The sequence below is a fragment of the Brevibacterium picturae genome (assembly GCF_900105045.1).
Taxonomy (GTDB): Bacteria; Actinomycetota; Actinomycetes; order Actinomycetales; family Brevibacteriaceae; genus Brevibacterium; species Brevibacterium picturae.
On the sequence record NZ_LT629739.1, the window covers coordinates 4,382,796 to 4,400,294 of the forward strand.

17 protein-coding genes are annotated in these 17,499 nt (G+C 63.9%); 4 read left to right on the forward strand and 13 right to left on the reverse strand.

The window, feature by feature from the left end:
- Positions 1–14 precede the first annotated feature (14 nt).
- Positions 15–1,223: a glycosyltransferase gene (locus BLT92_RS20005; protein WP_231939182.1), complete on the forward strand. Its 1,209-nt coding sequence runs from the start codon at positions 15–17 to the stop codon at positions 1,221–1,223.
- A gap of 38 nt (positions 1,224–1,261) precedes the next feature.
- Here the strand turns inward: BLT92_RS20005 and gluQRS are convergent, their stop codons facing one another.
- The 9 genes from gluQRS to BLT92_RS20050 form a co-directional block, all read right to left on the reverse strand.
- Positions 1,262–2,218, reverse strand: coding sequence for a tRNA glutamyl-Q(34) synthetase GluQRS (gene gluQRS / locus BLT92_RS20010; RefSeq protein ID WP_231938936.1), 957 nt, complete (start codon positions 2,216–2,218; stop codon positions 1,262–1,264).
- A complete protein-coding gene (locus BLT92_RS20015) occupies positions 2,215–2,532 on the reverse strand; it encodes a GNAT family N-acetyltransferase (protein ID WP_092108508.1) in 318 nt (105 codons plus the stop codon). Before BLT92_RS20015 ends, gluQRS begins: the two co-directional genes overlap by 4 nt.
- A 207-nt stretch (positions 2,533–2,739) precedes the next feature.
- Complete coding sequence (locus BLT92_RS20020; RefSeq protein WP_092108510.1) at positions 2,740–4,434, reverse strand: AMP-binding protein; 1,695 nt, start codon at positions 4,432–4,434, stop codon at positions 2,740–2,742.
- A gap of 33 nt (positions 4,435–4,467) precedes the next feature.
- A complete protein-coding gene (locus BLT92_RS20025) occupies positions 4,468–6,195 on the reverse strand; it encodes an ABC transporter permease (protein WP_092108512.1) in 1,728 nt (575 codons plus the stop codon).
- Positions 6,196–6,249: 54 nt separating this feature from the next.
- Complete coding sequence (modA, locus tag BLT92_RS20030; RefSeq protein WP_092108514.1) at positions 6,250–7,011, reverse strand: molybdate ABC transporter substrate-binding protein; 762 nt, start codon at positions 7,009–7,011, stop codon at positions 6,250–6,252.
- Positions 7,012–7,099: 88 nt separating this feature from the next.
- A complete protein-coding gene (locus BLT92_RS20035; protein ID WP_092108516.1) occupies positions 7,100–7,501 on the reverse strand; it encodes a TOBE domain-containing protein in 402 nt (133 codons plus the stop codon).
- Positions 7,498–7,920, reverse strand: coding sequence for a molybdenum cofactor biosynthesis protein MoaE (locus BLT92_RS20040; protein WP_092108518.1), 423 nt, complete (start codon positions 7,918–7,920; stop codon positions 7,498–7,500). Before BLT92_RS20040 ends, BLT92_RS20035 begins: the two co-directional genes overlap by 4 nt.
- Positions 7,917–8,387, reverse strand: a complete 471-nt coding sequence (moaC, locus tag BLT92_RS20045; protein ID WP_092108520.1) for a cyclic pyranopterin monophosphate synthase MoaC — start codon at positions 8,385–8,387, stop codon at positions 7,917–7,919. The genes BLT92_RS20040 and moaC overlap by 4 nt, the downstream gene beginning before the upstream one ends.
- Positions 8,384–9,649: a molybdopterin molybdotransferase MoeA gene (locus tag BLT92_RS20050; RefSeq protein ID WP_231938937.1), complete on the reverse strand. Its 1,266-nt coding sequence runs from the start codon at positions 9,647–9,649 to the stop codon at positions 8,384–8,386. Before BLT92_RS20050 ends, moaC begins: the two co-directional genes overlap by 4 nt.
- A 42-nt stretch (positions 9,650–9,691) precedes the next feature.
- Between BLT92_RS20050 and moaA the strand changes: the two genes are divergently transcribed.
- Together moaA and BLT92_RS20060 are read left to right on the forward strand one after the other, a co-directional pair.
- Positions 9,692–10,780, forward strand: coding sequence for a GTP 3',8-cyclase MoaA (moaA, locus tag BLT92_RS20055; protein ID WP_092109678.1), 1,089 nt, complete (start codon positions 9,692–9,694; stop codon positions 10,778–10,780).
- Positions 10,781–11,026, forward strand: coding sequence for a MoaD/ThiS family protein (locus BLT92_RS20060; RefSeq protein ID WP_092108522.1), 246 nt, complete (start codon positions 10,781–10,783; stop codon positions 11,024–11,026). It begins immediately after the preceding gene.
- Positions 11,027–11,049: 23 nt separating this feature from the next.
- On the opposite strand, the gene BLT92_RS20065 is transcribed toward BLT92_RS20060, so the two are convergent.
- Together BLT92_RS20065 and BLT92_RS20070 are read right to left on the reverse strand one after the other, a co-directional pair.
- Positions 11,050–12,168, reverse strand: coding sequence for a ThiF family adenylyltransferase (locus BLT92_RS20065; protein WP_092108524.1), 1,119 nt, complete (start codon positions 12,166–12,168; stop codon positions 11,050–11,052).
- Between the two features lie 20 nt (positions 12,169–12,188).
- Complete coding sequence (locus tag BLT92_RS20070; protein WP_092108526.1) at positions 12,189–13,370, reverse strand: molybdopterin molybdotransferase MoeA; 1,182 nt, start codon at positions 13,368–13,370, stop codon at positions 12,189–12,191.
- A gap of 81 nt (positions 13,371–13,451) precedes the next feature.
- Here BLT92_RS20070 and BLT92_RS20075 point away from each other — a divergent pair, with 81 nt between their 5' ends.
- Positions 13,452–14,300, forward strand: coding sequence for a CPBP family intramembrane glutamic endopeptidase (locus tag BLT92_RS20075; RefSeq protein WP_092108528.1), 849 nt, complete (start codon positions 13,452–13,454; stop codon positions 14,298–14,300).
- A 75-nt stretch (positions 14,301–14,375) separates the two neighbouring features.
- Here BLT92_RS20075 and BLT92_RS20080 read toward each other — a convergent pair whose 3' ends face one another.
- Both BLT92_RS20080 and BLT92_RS20085 read right to left on the reverse strand, forming a co-directional pair.
- Positions 14,376–15,845: a peptide MFS transporter gene (locus BLT92_RS20080; protein ID WP_092108530.1), complete on the reverse strand. Its 1,470-nt coding sequence runs from the start codon at positions 15,843–15,845 to the stop codon at positions 14,376–14,378.
- 136 nt (positions 15,846–15,981) lie between these two features.
- Positions 15,982–17,247, reverse strand: a complete 1,266-nt coding sequence (locus tag BLT92_RS20085; RefSeq protein ID WP_092108532.1) for an MFS transporter — start codon at positions 17,245–17,247, stop codon at positions 15,982–15,984.
- Positions 17,248–17,499: the final 252 nt, after the last annotated feature.

The following is a 17,499-nucleotide window of genomic DNA, read 5'->3' on the forward strand; positions in this document are numbered from 1 at the left end:
TACGCCGCATCCTCATCCCGACCGAGACCTACGCACCCGAGGTCAATGGTGCTGCGAAATTCGCAGAACGCCTGGCCGAAGGCCTCGCTGCCCGCGGCAATGACGTACACGTCGCCTGCCCGTCGGCGACCGGCAAGGCCTCGGTCAGCGTCGAAGATGGTGTCACAGTTCATCGAATGACCTCTCATCGCTGGCCGCTGCATCCGACATGGACCATCTGCATGCCGTGGGAGACCAAGCCTGAGCTGTCCCGACTCCTGGACTCACTTCAGCCGGACGTCGTGCACACTCAGGCTCACTTCGTCATCGGTCGCTACGCGTTCTCGGAAGCGAGCAGGCGCGGCATCCCCGTTGTCGCCACAAACCATTTCATGCCTGACAATGTTCGTCCGTATCTGCGGGCACCCAAAACGCTCCTCGACGGCGGCACTGCTGTGGCGTGGTGGGATCTGCGCAGGAAGTTCCAGTCCGCGGACTTCATCACGGTGCCCACGCAGTTGGCGGCCGACCTCCTGACCCAGAATGGGTTCTCATCCCCTATTCGGGCAGTCTCCTGCGGCATCGACCTGGAACGGTTCGCCCATCTTCGCGACGATGGCTCCGCACATCCTGAGCCGGCGTCCGACCGGACCGTATCGGGTTCGGACGACGAGGCTTCATCACCTCCACGTGTCCTCTTCGTCGGCCGACTCTCCTCGGAGAAGCACGCCGCGGACATCGTCGAAGCCGTCGCGAAGACGGATCCCGCGCTCGGACTCGAGGCCGACATCGTCGGTGGCGGGGACCAAGAAGAGCCGCTCAAGGAACTGGCCGCAGAACTCGGCATCGCCGACCGCATCCATGTCATGGGCAAGATCAGCGACAAAGAACTCATGGATGCCTACCAGCGGTGCACGTTCTTCTGCATGCCCTCGACCGCTGAGCTGCAGTCAATCGCCACCTTGGAGGCACTGGCCTCACGCAAACCTGTTGTCCTCGCGGACGCGGTCGCACTTCCCCACCTCGTCAGGGACGGGGTCAACGGTTTCCTGTTCCCCCCACGGGATATCGAGGAACTGGCCGCACGGTTCACCCACATCTGTGAACTTCCCGATGGTGAACTCGACACCATGGCCAGGGCATCGCTGGATGTGGTGGCCAAACATGACATCGAGTACACGCTCGACACGTTCGAATCCATCTACGCCGGAGTCATCGCCGACCGACTCGACCCAGCTGCCTGAGGCGCTCGCCCGACACCACTGTCAGTTGCCCGAACTCATCAGTCCCCCGAACCGTCAGGCGGAACGAACACGGTCTCCCGAGTCAGGAGACCATCGAAGTCCACTCCTGACACCATGTCGTCGATGGATGACCATGCGTCCTTCGGCCCCGCGAGTCCGAGAGAGGCACCCATCCAGGCGAAGACGTCATCGCGTGTCCAGCCCAGTGCACGCAGCTGCTGATAGGTGACCGCACCATCGCGTTTGGCCAGCCGTCTGCCGTCGGTATTCACGACCAGTGGAACGTGCAGCCATGAAGGCTGCGGCAGACCCAGCAGCTCGGCCAGATGTGCTTGACGAGGAGCCGAGGTGGCCAGGTCGTCCCCGCGCACCACCTCGTCGATGCCGGTGGCCCCGTCATCGACGATGACGATGAGGTTGTAGGCGAAGACTCCGTCGCCGCGCCTGAGGACCAAGTCATCGACCGGGGCTGTGATCTCGCCCAATAGTCGGTCGTGAACCGTGACCTCGGCATTGTCGGTCCGCAGACGCAGGGCGGGCCTTCGACCCTGCTCGTCGAGTCGCTGTCTGTGTCGCTCCCGTTCGGACTCGAGCAGATCTCGACAGGTTCCGGGATACGCCCCCGGCGGAGAGTGCGGCGCTGACGGCGCCTGCTGGATGTCCTTGCGTGAGCAGTAGCACTCGTAGACAAGACCCTGACCCGCCAGGCGATTCAGTGCTTCGGCGTAGACCTCGAGGCGGTCGGATTGGACGAGCGGGGGTTCATCCGGTGTGATGCCCAGCTCTGCGAAGACTTCGAGCTGTGATTGAGCCGCGCCGGGCTGGACCCGGTCAAGGTCTTCGATGCGCCAGAGGAACCGTCGACCAGTCTGCCGTGCGCGAACATAGGCCAGCAACCCCGACCGGATGTTGCCGATGTGCAGGTCCCCGCTGGGGCTCGGGGCGAATCGGCCCGCCCCGGCCGATGTGATCAGCCCTGGGGCCGGTGAGCTCAAGCCTGCGCCACGAGGTCGGCGTACTGCGGAAATCGTTCCAGATAGTCCTGGACGTAGCTGCATGTCGGCACGATGCGACCGCCTTCGTCCCGGATCCCGTCGAGGACGGTGGTGACCAATGTGCGCGCGAAGCCGCGGCGTGAGAAGCCCTCGGAAATGATGGTGTGCTGGAGTTCGACCGTGTGCTCATCGAGGACACGGTAGGCAAGGAATCCTGCGAACTCGGCCGGATCCTCGGCGGTGAAGATCTCGTACCGTTCACGGCCAGCATTCTTGACCACCGTGACAGGGGTGGAACTGAGCTCAGGTTGCATATGCGACTCCTTGTCAGCGGCATCGTCCTTGTCACGAACATTACAGGGTGGCGCCGCGTTCTTCACGCTCCGACGCCACCCTGTCCACTTCTGCGCAACCTGCTCAGCCGGTGATGTTCGCTGACAGCCCCGCTGCCCCAACCTGCGCAATCGTCGTGCGCTGCGATCCTCTCTCCAACTGGCGTGGGTTCCCTGTCGCCCGGTGTTTCATCCGGCGGTCGTCTTCTGGATGATCGCCTCGCCCTCTTCGCGGAGTTCGACCTTGCGGATCTTGCCAGACACCGTCATCGGGAAGGATTCGCGGACCTCGACATAGCGCGGAATCTTGAAATGAGCGAGTTTGCCGGAGCAGAATTCCTTGACCTCTGCGGCGGTGAGAGTCTCAAAGCCGCCTTTGAGGATGACCCAGGCCATGAGCTCCTCCCCGTACTTCTCGTCGGCAACACCGACGACTTGGACGTCCTTGATCGCCGGATGGTGGTAGAGGAACTCCTCGACCTCACGGGGATAGACGTTCTCTCCGCCGCGGATGACCATGTCCTTGATTCGACCAGAGATGTCGACATAGCCGTCCTCGTCCATGATGCCGAGGTCGCCGGTGTGGATCCAACGGGACGTATCGATCGTCTCGGCGGTCTTCTCCGGATCCTCCCAGTAGCCGAGCATGACCGCGTATCCGCGGGTGCACAGCTCGCCCTTCTGTCCGCGTGGGACGGCCCGGCCCGTGACCGGGTCGGCGATCTTGATCTCGAGGTGGGGCATGACGCGCCCGACCGTCTGGGTGCGGGCCTCGAGGCTGTCGTCGACGCGCGTCATCATGGACACGGGCGAGGTCTCCGTCATGCCGTAGCAGATGGCGACCTCTTCCATGTTCATGTCGTTGATGACACGTTTCATGATCTCGACCGGACAGGGAGAGCCGGCCATGACGCCGGTGCGCAGCGAGCTGAGGTCGTAGCTCGAGAAGTCAGGATGTTCGAGTTCGGCGATGAACATTGTGGGCACTCCGTAGAGCGAGGTCGCCTTCTCCTCGGCGACGGCAGCCAGACTCGCCACAGGGTCGAACCCGGGTGAGGGCAGGATGATGGCGGCGCCGTGACTGAGAGCCGCGAGGTTTCCGATGACCATGCCGAAGCAGTGGTAGTACGGCACGGGCAGCACAACGGAGTCCTTCGGAGAGTACGACAGCAGCTCTCCGATGAAGAATCCGTTGTTGAGGATGTTGTGATGGCTCAGCGTCACTCCCTTGGGGAAGCCTGTGGTCCCCGAGGTGTACTGGATGTTGATCGGATCGTCCATCGCCAGCTCGTCCATGAGCTTCTGCAGGCGCACTGCGTACTTCGCGCTCTCATCGTCGAGCAGGCCTCGACCGCTGCCGATCAGATGAGCGAAGGACTCACGTTCGCCGATGACCGCATCGCCGAGGAGGTCGGAGGGAAGCGTATCGAGGAAGACCAGCTCGAGACCCGGCACCTTCGCTGCGACCTCGGTCGCGATGGCGTGGAAGTCCGAGTGCGGTGGTGCCGTGATCTGGGAGACGAGCATCGACATGCCCGATTGCTTGGCGACGTATTCGAGCTCGTGGCTGCGGTAGGCGGGGTTGACGTTGACGAGGATCGCGCCGATCTTCGCGGTGGCGTATTGGATCAGCGCCCATTCGGCGACGTTCTGCGCCCAGATGCCGACGCGGTCGCCCTTCTTGATTCCGCGCTCGAGCAGGCCGATGGCCACGGCATCGGTGTCGCGGTCGAACTCGGCATAAGTCCACCGGCGTCCGGAGTGGCGGTCGACGAGTGCCGGTTCATCGGCATGAGCGGCTGCCGTGGCGTTGAGGTGAGCGGGGATGGTCTGGCCCAGCAGTGGTGTCTCGGAGGGTCCTGAGGAATAGGAAAGTTCTGCCACGTCGGTGTGCTCCTTAGTGCAAGTTCAATGTGACTACTGTGACTTACTGCACAGTATTCCTTCTCTGTCGGCGGCGCAAAAGCTGGCCAGAAAATCATGGCCCGGAATGTCGGCACCACCCTCGGTGACTCGCTGCTCGATCTGGTCCACCGGTGCCACGCAGGCGGCGGTCCCGGAGTCGATGTGGACCAGGGTTGCTGCCAGTGCCGTGACATCCTCGACGTCATGGGTGATGATGATGGCGCTGCGGCCGGCGAGGACGCGGCCGAGCACCCGTCTCGTCGCGATCTTGACGTCGATGTCGAGGGCTGCCAGCGGCTCGTCGAGCAGCAGAAGCTTCGGGTCGATGACCAGCGCCCGGGCCAGCGCGATCCTGGCTGCCTGTCCCCCGGAGACGGCCTCGGGTCCCCGATCGGCGCAGTGGCCGACGCCCAGGCTGGTCAACATAGTGAGGGCGATTGTGCGTGCTTCCTGTCTCCGGTGCCCGTGGGCCCTGAGTCCGAAGGCCACATTGTCGATGACACTCAGATGAGGGAACAGGAGCGGGGTCTGAGCAAGATGAACGATGCCGCGGGCGTGGACCGGTGGCCACCTGTCGGCCGCGAGGTCGAAGATGGTGTCCTCGCCGATGTGCAGGGATCCCGATTCGGCTGGGATGGCGCCGGTCATGATGTGGAACAGGCTCGATTTTCCGGCCCCATTGCGTCCGATCATCGCCGATGTCGACCCGGCCGGCATCGTCAGGTCGACGTCCAGGCCGCGCTCGGGCACAGACGCGTGGAGACGGATCGTGGGTGCGCTCGCCTCACCATTGACTCGGTGCACGGGATTCGGGGCATCGGAGACGGCTGTGTCCGAAGCCGTGGTCATTGACGTCGGGTCGACGCCGCCCCTCGGGTCGAGGCGACCGGTCGGCTGAGGTGCCCCCTCCGGCTGTGGATTCGAGCGCCGGGCGTGAAGTCTGGGTGCATGAGGGGAACGGTAGGCGAGGACGATGATGCCCAGTGCGATGACGATGAGCAGCAGCGACAATGCGATGGCCGACTGCGGATCGGACTCGCGAACCAGATAGATCTGGAGCGGCATCGTCCGGGTGACCCCCGTCAGAGATCCGGCGAACGTCAGAGTCGCGCCGAACTCCCCCAGAGCGCGGGCGAAGCAGAGGATGGCGCCGGTCATGATTCCCTGTCGCAGAAGCGGAAGCGTGATGTGGAAGAACACACGGTTGGGCTTCGCGCCGAGCTCCGCAGCAGCCAGCTCATAATCCTGTCCGCGGGCGGCGACGGCCGTTTCGACCGACATCACCATGAACGGCAGAGAGACGAAGATCTGCGCGAACACCACTGCCGCACTCGTGTAGGCCAGACCCAGTCCCATATCCGTGAGCAGGGACCCGAGGAAGGCGGTTCTCCCCCAGGTGTAGAGCAGCGCCAGGCCGCTGACGACCGGGGGCAGCACAAGAGGAAGCAGTATGAGAGTGCGGACGATTCGCTGTCCCCGGAAGGTCCGAGTCGCGAGGAGGTAGCCCAGCGGGAAGCCAATGATCACGCAGGTCGCTGCCGCGATGACGGAGGTGAACAGCGAGAGTCCCATCGCCAGTCGTGATTCCGGTGCCAGGATGACCTCGCCGAGGTGGCCGGGGTCGATCCGTGCTACCAACCCGATGATCGGGACCAGGAGGAAGGCGATGCCGAGTACGGCGGGGAGCCAGAGCCACCTCGGTATCGCCGAGTGGCCGTGCCGCTTACGCGTCTTCGTCATATCTGTTCATTCGTCTGTGGTCGGTGTCATCAAGGGGCGCTCACCGAGGAGTCGTCATTCAGCGGTTGTGAAACCGGCGCTCTCGAGCAGTCGCGCTGCTTCTTTCGACTGCAGGAAGTTCACGAATGCATCGGCGTCGTCCTTGTTCTCGCTGGCGTCAACGGTTGCTGCAGGGTACTTGTTGATGACTGCGTCGGCGCCATCGAGTTCGACCTGGTCGACGTCTCCTCCCGCACGAGCCATGTCGGTGACGTAGACGATGCCGGCGTCGGCCTGTCCGGCGCTGACCTTGCCGAGGACATCAGTCACGGAGTTCTCTTCGCTGACGGGGTCAAGACCCACGTCGTTGAGCTGGGCCCACTTCTGTGTGGCCGCCCCACACGGAACTTGCGGGGCGCAGACGACGAGGTCTGTGCCCGGAAGATCCTGCGACGATTCGATATTCTCGGGATTGCCGTTGGGCACGGCCAGCGTCAGCGTGTTCGACGCGAAGACTGACGGCTCGCCGGTCAGCAGGTCATCACCTGCGAGGGTGTCCATCGTCGACTCATCTGCGGTGGCGATGACATCTGCCGGAGCTCCTTCAGAGATCTGAGCCACCAGGTCAGAGGAGCCGGCGAAGGAGAATCTCACATCGACGTCGGGCTCGACTGCGGAGAATTCCTCGGCAACATCGGCGAAGACTTCGGTCAGTGAGGCTGCGGCGAAGACGGTCAGGGTCGTCTTCTCCTCGGAATCCGAGTTGGATTCGGTGCCACCGGAACAGGCGGTGAGAGAGAGCAGAGCGACGATGCAGGCTGCAGACAAATACTTCATTGCTCCATTAAACACGCATATGCGGTAAAAACGTCAATATTCTCCAGCATTTGCGGAACAGATCAAGAGCGCCTACGGGTCTCTGATGTCAGCGAGCACCTGCTGTGTCGATGGAGACCATCGTCGCCTTCACCGAGGCCGTGGCGAGGCTGCCCGGTTCGAGCTCAAGCTGCCGGCATGCTTCTGCCGACATCAGAGACACGACTCTGAACGGACCGCATTGGAGGCTCACCTGGGCCATCACCCCGTCGATGACCACATCTGTGACGAGGCCGGCGAACCGATTGCGAGCGGAGCTGACGACTCCGGTCGGGTCCTCGAGTCCACCTGGGTTCGACTGTGCCAGGGCCACGAGTTCCCGGCCGTCGACGACAGCGCGGTTGGAGGCGTCCTTGTGCTGGGTGAGCTTGCCCTCGCTGACCCAGCGGCGGATGGTGTCATCGCTGACTCCGAGGAATCGGGCCGCATCGGTGATGCGCAGCTCGGTCATTCGAGGGCTCCCACCCATTCGTCGTCACCGTCGGCGAAGAACTGGTGTTTCCAGATCGCGACTCGGGCCTTGACCTCGTCGACGAGGTCCGAGCACGCGGAGAACGAGTCTTGGCGATGTGGTGAGGCGACGACGGCGGCCAGGGCCACGTCGCCGATCTCGAGGGCACCGACGCGGTGGACGACGGACAGGCGCACGGCCGGGTGCTTTGCCGCGATCTCAGCTGCCACCTCGGCGATCTGGGTCGTCGCCAGTGGATGGGATTCGTAGGTCAGCGCTTGCACACCGCGCCCGTCATCGTGGTCTCGGATGACACCCGAGAAGCTCACCACCGCGCCGCAGGTGGCGTTGAGGACATCGGCTTCCAGCGCCGCGGTGCTGATCGGGGTTTCGACGATGTCGGTGTGGATGACGCTCATGATCGACGACTCCAGTCGCCGCTGCGTCCACCCGATTTTTCGATGACCTTGATATCGCCGATGATCGCCTGGTTGTCCACGGCCTTGATCATGTCGAAGATGGTCAGGGCGGCCACGGACACGGCGGTCAGCGCCTCCATCTCGACTCCGGTCTTCGACACGGTCTTGACCGCACCGGTGATGCGCACGCCGTCATCGAGGAGTTCGAAGTCGACATCGACGCCGGTCAGCGGCAGCGGGTGGCACAGCGGGATGAGGTCACTGGTGCGCTTGGCACCCATGACGGCGGCGATACGGGCCACAGGAAGGGCATCGCCCTTGGGCAGGCCCGCCTCGGCGATCATGTCGATCACCTCGCTTCGGGTGGTGATGAGTGCGGTGGCGACGGCGCGGCGTTTGGTCACGTCCTTGTCGCCGACGTCGACCATATGTGCGGCGCCGGTGTCATCGATGTGCGTGAGTCTCATGTGATCTTCCACGTCTTCAGCCTATCGTCTGCGTCGGGAGCGGGCTGATTCGCGTTCGAGTCGGAATCAACAGGTGGGATGAAGACCAGATGCGTGCTCTGCGCATAGTTGTGGAGCAGATGCGAACGGGATCCGCCGATGAGCGCCAGACCCTCGGGGGTCATCACAGCACGCCGCACCTGCAGCTTCCCGCTCGGCGGTGCCTCGTCGAGGCCGCCGAGGAGTCGGTGGTATTCGGTCTCGCGCGGCTCCTCGTCGACGGTGAGGCCCAGCAGTGCGGGACGGATGAACATCTCGAAGCTGATGAGCGCGCTGACAGGGTTGCCGGGCAGTGCCACCCACGCCGTTCCGGCCAGTGTCCCGCACCCCTGCGGGCCTCCCGGCTGCATGGCGATGGGTTCGAAGACCACGGCCGCTTCGGGGTCGAGTGCCGCGGCGAGCTTGACGACTTCGTGGGCGCCCTTGGAGATTCCGCCGGTGGAGACGACGAGGTCGCAGTCGGCGGCGCGGACCGCGTCGAGCAGCGCCTGCGGGTCATCGGGGACGGTGATGATTGTCGTGTCGACGCCGAGGCGGCGCAGGCTGGCACCCAGCGTGATCGAATTCGCGTCGTGGATGCCGGCCGCGGCATCGGCCGTAATCTCATCGCCTGTGCTCACGACGAGCACACGCGGCAGAGTCCGGACCTGAAGTGCAGTGATGCCGCAGGCGGCCGCGACGCCGAGGTGGGCCGGGGTGAGCATCAGACCGGCAGTCAGCACCGTGGCTCCGGCAGCGACGTCGCTGCCGCGCGGGCGCACGAATGCGCCGGGCTGCGGGCCCGCATCCGTGGACGGCAGGGTGATCGTGATCTCCGGCGATTCGAACTGGGCTGGGTGGGTGGCTTCGATGGCGATGACGGTATCCGTGCCCGCAGGCAGAGGCGCTCCGGTCATGATCTCGACTGCGGTGCCGGCCGCCACCTCGGCGCCGATTGCACCGGCGGCGACTCGGCCGCGGACGGGTATCGGTCCATAGACCGTCTGGTGGGCCACCTGCGGATCCTGGTCCTGCTTCTGCCCAGAGTTGCGCAACGTGGAAGCGGCCACGGCATATCCGTCCATGCTCGAATTGTCGAAACCGGGGACGTCGATCGGTGAGGCGACACTGACCGCGAGCCGGCGCGGCGTGTCGAGGAGATCACCGATCGGCACGGTCTGTGTGTCAAGGAGTGGAGATATCGTCTCGAAGACACGGCGACGGTGCATCATGGCAGTAGTCATGGGACGATGATATCGACAATGTTGATCAAGGAGGATGGCACAATGCGGAAAATCAGCCTGCCCACACCCATGCTGAGGACTCCGACGGTGGACCCGGGTGAAGAGTTTACGGCGCACCAGGAGGACTCCCTGCTGGACACCTTCGACCGACGGGCACGTGATCTGCGCATCTCGCTCACGGACTTCTGCAATCTGCGCTGCAGCTACTGCATGCCCGAAGAGGGCGTGGAGTTCATGTCACGGGATTCGGCGATGACCGCCGAGGAGATCGTTCGCTTCGTGCGCATCAGCGTGGAGAAGTTCGGCGTCGATCAGGTCAGATTCACCGGTGGTGAACCATTGACCCGCAAGGACGTCACCGAGATCATTGCCGGAGTTGCCGCCCTGGAACCGCGCCCCAACATCGCTTTGACGACGAACGCGATCGGTCTCGACAAACGTGCCGCGAAGCTGCGGGACGCAGGTCTCGACCGCATCAATGTCTCACTCGATACGGTCGACCCCGAGACCTTTGCGACGATCACTCGTCGCCCGTTCCTGAACCGGGTGCTCGAGGGGATCCAGGGTGCCCAAGCCGCCGGTATGGACCCGGTCAAGGTCAATGCCGTCCTGCTGCCCGGCGTCAACGATCATCAGGCTCCCGACCTGCTGCGCTGGTGCCTCGAGAATGGTCTCAAGCTGCGCTTCATCGAACAGATGCCCCTCGATGCCGGGCATTCCTGGGAACGCGGCACCATGATCACGGCCGCGGACATCTTTGCTCTGCTTGAGCCCCATTTCGTCCTCACCCCCGACTCTGCGCCCCGTAACGGTGCGCCCGCGGAGAAGTTCCTGGTTGCTGCCAAAGACGATCCAGAGACCGTCATCGGCGATGTCGGCATCATCGCCTCGGTGACCAGGCCGTTCTGCGCCGACTGCACGCGCACCCGTCTGACTGCGGAAGGACGTGTGCGCACCTGCCTGTTCTCCCACACCGAGGTGGATCTGCTCACCGCTATGCGTGACGGCGCCGACGACGAAGCGATCGCGAACCTGTGGAAGGGTGCGCATTGGAAGAAGCTGGCCGGACACGGGATGGACTCCGACAGCTTCGAACAGCCCCAACGTCCCATGAGCGCCATCGGAGGATAAGTGCCCCAGATCAGAGTCCGCTTCTTCGCCGCTGCGCGGGAGGCCTTCGGAACCAAGGAATGCACCGCAGCCGCGGCCACCATCGACGGGTTGGTCGAGTCACTGACGAAGGACGTCGGTGCCGAGGCCAGAACAGTCATCTCCCGCTCGAGCTTCCTCGTCAATGCGATCGCAGCCACTGACCATCGGGCCCCGCTGCACGAGGGCGACACCGTCGACGTCCTCCCGCCCTTCGCCGGCGGCTGAGACTCTCAGTGCGGCAGCGACTCTCAGCGAGGCTGTGACAGGTAAGCCAGGTAGCCGCCGGAGACCGAACTGACCTCGATGCCCTGAGCCCGCAATCGGGCACATGTGCGTGCAGAGCGCACGCCCGAACGGCAGTAGAGCGCCACTTTGGCATGCCCGGCAATCTGTCCGGGATCGTCAAGAAGGGCGTCCATGGGCACGTGTTGGGCCCCTGGGACCATTCCACCCAAGACTTCGTCATCATCTCTGATGTCGACCAGATGGGTGCCGCGCACGATATCCGGCCAGGTCACTGTGGGGTTCGATCCCCCTGCGGCGTCGGTCTCCGGGATTCCGCTATGACCGGCAGCCACCTCGTCACTGTAGTCGCCGAGGTGGCTGCCCAAGTCCGTGATCGTCTCCCGGTCCGGTAAACGTCGAACAGGGATGGTCTCCCAACTGGTGTCGAGGCTGCTGTGGATCGCGACCGAATTGTACAGGGGTGTGCCGATTCCGGTGAGGACCTTGATCGTCTCCATGGACATGGCCGCACCGATGCTTCCGCACAGGGCTCCGAGGACCCCAGCCGTTGCACAGTCCGGCACGGAACCCGGAGCGGGAACGGTTGGGTAGAGATCACGCAGCGTCGCTCCCTGCCTCGTGTCGAAGACCGCGACCTGCCCGTCGAAGCCGAGGATCGTGCCCCAGACCAGGGGCTTCTTCAGGATCTCGCAGGCGTCGTTGGCCAGGTACCGGGTTGCGAAGTTGTCACTTCCGTCGATGACGATGTCGGCCGGCCCGATGAGCTCGAGTGCGTTCGCCGATGTCAGCAGGACCGGGTGGGTGATGATGTCGAGGGTCGAGTTCAGCTCGCTCAGCCGCTCCTTCGCGGAGTCGACCTTCCGGTGGCCCACTCGTGTTTCGGAGTGGATGAATTGGCGATGCAGATTGCTCAGCTCCACCGTGTCTGGGTCGACGATGCTGATGCGCCCGACCCCGGCGGCTGCCAGATAGGTCAGGACCGGTGCCCCGAGCCCACCGGCTCCGATGACGAGCACATGGGCTCCGAGAAGTGCGGATTGGGCCTGCGGACCGAAACCGGTGAGACGGATCTGACGGGCATAGCGTGCCGTCTCCGCTGGGCCGAGAGCGTTTACTGACATGTGCCCCAGTCTAGTCGGCATCAGCAGTCGAGGACCGCGATGACCTCTCCTGTCCGAATGGCCCCGGGCCCTCGAGGCACGCGGATGATGACATCGACGCCGGAGAAGTCTCGCAGTCGTGACTGGTCCGCGGCCTCGACCTCTCCGGCTGTGTTGAAACGGCCCGGCATGAGGCTGACGGCCTTCGTGTGGCCGATAATCTCCGGCCCGGTGTAGACGGCCTTCCTCCACCGCGATCCGAGGGGGCGCGACTCGAGAAGGGAGCGGGCGAAGAGGTGGAAGGACACAAAGGCTCCGGTCGGTGTGCCCGGGAGATGAAGGAGAGGAGTCTCCTGGTAGTGGCCGTAGCCCTGTGGACCGCCCGGACGAATGGCGAGGCGTTGGAACGTCGAATGGTCGCCGCCGAGGGCCTGTCTGACGACTTCGAAAGCACCGGCGCTGATGCCGCCGGTGGTGATGATCAGGTCGACTGAGTCGTCGAGTTCGGCGAGGATCCGAACGAAGGCCGCCGGATCGTCGCCGCAGCTGCGTTCGACGGCGCGGGCCCCGGCCTCGGTGATCGCTGAGCTGAGCATGGGCAGATTCGAGTTGTGAATGAACGGCTGGTCCGGGTCGGCGGAATCGGTGACGAGCTCATCCCCGGTGACGATGAGGCCGACGGTCAGAGGCCGATGGACGCAGACAGTCCGGCACCCCATCATGGCCAATGTTCCGACACCAGCAGCACCGATCGTCTCGCCTGATCGGATGACGGTGTCTCCGATGAGGGTGTCCTCCCCCACTGCCCTGATGTTCCAGGCTGATCGGAGCCCGCCGGGCAGCGAGGAGACGCGGATTCGCTGCGGTGCCGGCCCCGTACGCTTCGCGTCGGTGGACTCGACGGGCACGACCACCTCGGCGGTGGCGGGCACCTGCGCTCCGGTCATCACCCGCACGGCAGTGCCCGGTGCGATCTCCACCGGCGTGGCCCCGGCGGGGATATCACCGCTGACTCTCACCTTCGCGCCGGTCCGGACACTGCTCAGTGCCAGTGCATCGAGTGCGAAACCGTCCATCGCCGAGGTGGCGAAGGCGGGGATGGGGGCATCAGCGGTCACGTCTTCGGCCGCGGTTCTGCTGATCGCCGCCGCGGTGGGAATCGACTCCGCGGAACCAGTCGGTGCCGATGAGATGATGAGCTCGCAGTAGTCCTCGGGGTTCACGTGTGTCCTTTCGCCTGCTTCAGATCCTACGAGGAGTTGCCGCTCGAGGCACTCGCACTGTGGTGCTTTAGGGTGTGACTTGTGGACACACCGACTCGGCTCGAACCAGAAACCCGACGATTCGCGCTCATCTCCTGGCCCGGATTGGCCGCGGTTCTGCTGGCGCTGTCGGCATTCGTCCTGTTCGGGGTCGGGACCTCGTTCCCCGAGCTGAGGGGCTTCGGCTATGTGCCGATGGTGGCTTCCCTCATCGTCGCATGGATCGCCGACCGGAATTTCGCACGCGACTTCAGCGTCATCGCCGGGTGCTTGGGGCTGATCTCCTCGATCTCGGTGGAAGCTGATATCTCGTGGACCAACATCGCCCGGATGGGGGTCGTGCTGTCCGCCGTGGTGATCGGGCCATGGCTGATCACACGCTATTGGTTCAAGGACAACACCATCGTCTTCCCGCTGCGTCGGGGGCAGAAGTGGACGCGCCTGGAATGGGCATGGCTGGCCTTCGTCATCGTCGTCGCCTGGCTCGTCCTCCCCCAGTACTTCATGCGCACCGGGGTCTATCTCAACTGGCCGCCGGTCACGGAGTGGGATGAGATCGTCCGCCTCTTCTTCGGAGTCAATGCTGTCGGCATCTGGGATGAGCTGTTCTTCATCTGCACGGTCTTCGCTCTGCTGCGCAAACACTTCGCGTTCTGGACCGCGAACGTGTTCACCACCGTCATCTTCGTCTCCTTCCTGTGGGAGCTGGGCTACCGGTCGATCGGCCCGGTCCTGACGATCCCGTTCGCGCTGGTCCAGGCCTATATCTTCACGAAGACGAAATCGCTGCCCTACACGGTGACCGTCCACCTCCTCTTCGACGCGCTCGTCTTCCTCACGATCGTCTACGCCCACCATCCCGAGGCCCTGCCCATCTTCATCGGGGTCTGAGTCACCGCATGTGCCTGCGACGACGAAACGCCCTCGCTCCCTGTGCGTGAGCGAGGGCGTCGGAGCATCAGGACGTCAGCGGATTCCGCGCAGCATCTTGAGCATCGGCTTGGTCAGGGTCAGCGCCAGCAGACCGAGAATGATCGATGCCGCACCGACCGATGTCCAATACGGTGTCTGGTTGTCGGCCGAGTAGTATCCGCCCAGCACACCGGACAGTGCTGTTCCCACACCCGAGGCGAGGAAGAACACGGCGATCATCTGCGATTGGAACACCTTGGGCGCGACCTTCGATGAGAAGGACAGGCCGATCGGCGAGATGAGGAGTTCGGCGAAGACGAACAGTAGCAGGATGAATGCGACCCACAGCAGCGGAGTCTCGTGTTCGCCGGAATTCGCGAATGGGAGGAAGAGCAGGAAGGCGATGCCGATGAGGATGAGCGAGAGCCCGGCTTTGACGGGCGTCGAGATCTGTCGCGTGCCCAGTTTGAACCAGATGGCCGAGAAGACCGGGGCGAAGGCGATGACGAAGATCGGCGGAATGAGCTGGAGCCAGTTGATCGGCATCTGCCACCCGAAGATCACTCGGTTCATCTGGGTGTCCGAGTACGCGGTGAGCGTGCCGAAGATCTGCTGGTACAGGGACCAGAAGACGACGCAGGTGAGGAAGAACGGAATGAATGCGAGCACGCGTGAGCGTTCATCCGCGTTCGTCTGCGGGCTGACGTACATGACGATGAAGTAGCATGCCGCAGCTCCGGCCGAGATCCCTGCGATCCACCAGTCCAGGTTGTCCGGGTTGACGACCCCTGTGAACCACAGGACGACGATGAGGACGACCGCAACGACGATGGCCAGCAGGAAGAGGGAGAGCTTGGACGCCGGCAGCGGGTTGACCGCACCGCGCGACTCGTTCGGCAGGTTCTTACGACCCGTGGCATAGATGATGAGGCCCAGAGCCATGCCGACTGCTGCCGCGCCGAATCCGAAGTGGAAGCCGATCTCCTTCTGCAGGAGGCCGGTGATGAGCGGTCCGAGGAATGCGCCGATGTTGACGCCCATGTAGAAGAGAGTGAATCCGGCGTCTCGGCGCGGGTCCTTCTCTGAATAGAGTTCACCGACGAGAGCGGAGGCGTTGGCCTTGAGGCCACCGGATCCGAGCGCGACGAGGATGAGGCCGGCGGCGACTCCGCCGAACCCGGGGATGAGCGCGAGGCAGATGTGGCCGATCATGATGATGATGGCCGAGTAGAACAGGATCCTCTCTGCGCCCAGGATCCTGTCCGCGATCCACGCACCGAGGATCGTGGCCAGGAAGACGGCACCGCCGTAGGCGCCGACGATTCCGATGGCTGTTGGCTGAGGCATGCCCAGGCCGCCCTCGCTGACCTGGAAGTACAGGTAGATGGCGAGGATGCCGTTCATGCCGTAGTAGGAGAACCGCTCCCACAGTTCGAGGCTGAACAGCTGCATGAGCGGAAGTGGGTGCCCGAAGAAACGGGTGTCGTTCCGCGCGGCCTCAGTCGTTGAGGTGCTTGATGACATATCGTGCTTTCCGTTGTGACGTGCAAACGCGCACTGTGGTGCGCGATTCACTGTGAACAACCGGCAATGCTACTCCCCGTTATTGCTCAGGTCACACGATCTCAATGCTGGGACGCGACGTCCCAGCAGACGGAAATCATGAGTGAACCAGGTCTCTTTTTCGGGCATTCTCACCGACGATGAGGTTGAGCAGGCCGGCCACGAGAACGAGTGCGGAAGCCGCCATCGGGACTGCCATCGCCGCCGAAGTTCCGGCCTCCTCGGCGAGGATGCCGTTGACTGCCGATGCCACCGACTGGCCGACGATGATCGCCGATCCTGCCATCGACATGACGGTGGCCGAACGACCCAGCGGGCTGCGTTCGGCAGCGAGACTGAACAGAGTCACCAAGGTCGGTCCGACAGCACAGCCCATCAGCAGGAGCGCGATGACCACGGTGACCATCGAGGTCGACGACGCCATGATCACTGCACCGATGAGCATCAGCGGTGCGAAGGACAGCAGTCTGGCCCACAGGGCATAGCGCGGCGAGAACAGTGCGACGGTGATGGCCAGGATGGCGGAGCCGATGCCCATGATGCCGTAGATGATGCCGGCTTCCTCGGGTCGGCCGAGATCATTCGTCAGCGAGGTCAGTGCCGTCAGCGTCGACCCGAAGACGAGCCCGATGCCGAAGACACCGAGGACGACGACGAAGACCCCGAATGTGAACAGCTCCTTGGCCGGTGCCTGGGAGCGTGGCTGTGTCGAGGTGTGCCCGTGTTGGGCCCTGCCTGTGGGGTGGAGGGCGAATGCGGTCACGAAGACCACGGTCATGATCACTGCGCCGATGATCGGAGCGACCGGGTGGAGGGTCGTGGCGAGGAGACCGACGATGAAGGGACCGAAGACGAACACGAATTCGTCGGCGGCGGATTCGTAGGCCATGGTGCCGTTGAGGGTCTTCTGCTGCCGGGGGCCGGCGAGTCGGGTCATGATGATCTCGACGAGGCGAGAACGGGACATCGGGGCCACCTGCGGAGCTGTGGCACCAATGGCGAAGGCCGCGATGAGCACTACGGCGTCGGGCAGGGGGCTGAAGACGACCCAGGCCATGAAGATCAGGGCTATGCTGTTGAGCAGGCCCACGGTCAGCAGCACGGGTCGTTGGCCCCAGCGATCGGCTGCGGCACCGATGAAGGAGCCGAAGATCGCCGTTCCCAGGCCCACCATGGCCGAGTTGATTCCGCCGAGGCTCAGCGAGTCTCGGCCGGCGACGACGAGGGTGAGAACCCCGATGACCACCATGGCATAGGGCAGGCGGGCCACGAAGGCGATCGGGAAGTAGCTGCGGCCCACGACGGTCAACAGCTTCGGTGCTGCGATTTCGTCTGGCCGGGTGCGAGTTTCGTTGCTGGGCATACCAATCCAGTTTCTCCCCCATCAGGTCGATGGGGATCCGTGCCGCCGTGGTGACCTGGATCAAATCACTCGGTAGATGCACTCTGCTGTCACTGTCGGCGCCTCTTCGGCGCTTCTTCCAGGCTACCGGTGTTGGAGGCCGCGGACGAGGGTGAACCCTGACTTGGCCGTTTGAGCTTGCTCACCATTGTTGGCTCGCAGTCGGCAGCCCCACCCGCGAACACCAGGGAATCGGGGTCCTGTACGGACCTC

Coding starts and splice junctions, on each gene's coding strand:
- moaC (WP_092108520.1), bottom strand. CDS start 8,387: ATGAGACTCACGCACATCGATGACACCGGCGCCGCACATATGGTCGAC.
- BLT92_RS20025 (WP_092108512.1), bottom strand. CDS start 6,195: ATGACGAAGACGCGTAAGCGGCACGGCCACTCGGCGATACCGAGGTGG.
- BLT92_RS20050 (WP_231938937.1), bottom strand. CDS start 9,649: ATGACTACTGCCATGATGCACCGTCGCCGTGTCTTCGAGACGATATCT.
- BLT92_RS20080 (WP_092108530.1), bottom strand. CDS start 15,845: ATGTCATCAAGCACCTCAACGACTGAGGCCGCGCGGAACGACACCCGT.
- modA (WP_092108514.1), bottom strand. CDS start 7,011: ATGAAGTATTTGTCTGCAGCCTGCATCGTCGCTCTGCTCTCTCTCACC.
- BLT92_RS20015 (WP_092108508.1), bottom strand. CDS start 2,532: ATGCAACCTGAGCTCAGTTCCACCCCTGTCACGGTGGTCAAGAATGCT.
- BLT92_RS20035 (WP_092108516.1), bottom strand. CDS start 7,501: ATGACCGAGCTGCGCATCACCGATGCGGCCCGATTCCTCGGAGTCAGC.
- moaA (WP_092109678.1), top strand. CDS start 9,692: ATGCGGAAAATCAGCCTGCCCACACCCATGCTGAGGACTCCGACGGTG.
- BLT92_RS20040 (WP_092108518.1), bottom strand. CDS start 7,920: ATGAGCGTCATCCACACCGACATCGTCGAAACCCCGATCAGCACCGCG.
- BLT92_RS20065 (WP_092108524.1), bottom strand. CDS start 12,168: ATGTCAGTAAACGCTCTCGGCCCAGCGGAGACGGCACGCTATGCCCGT.
- BLT92_RS20085 (WP_092108532.1), bottom strand. CDS start 17,247: ATGCCCAGCAACGAAACTCGCACCCGGCCAGACGAAATCGCAGCACCG.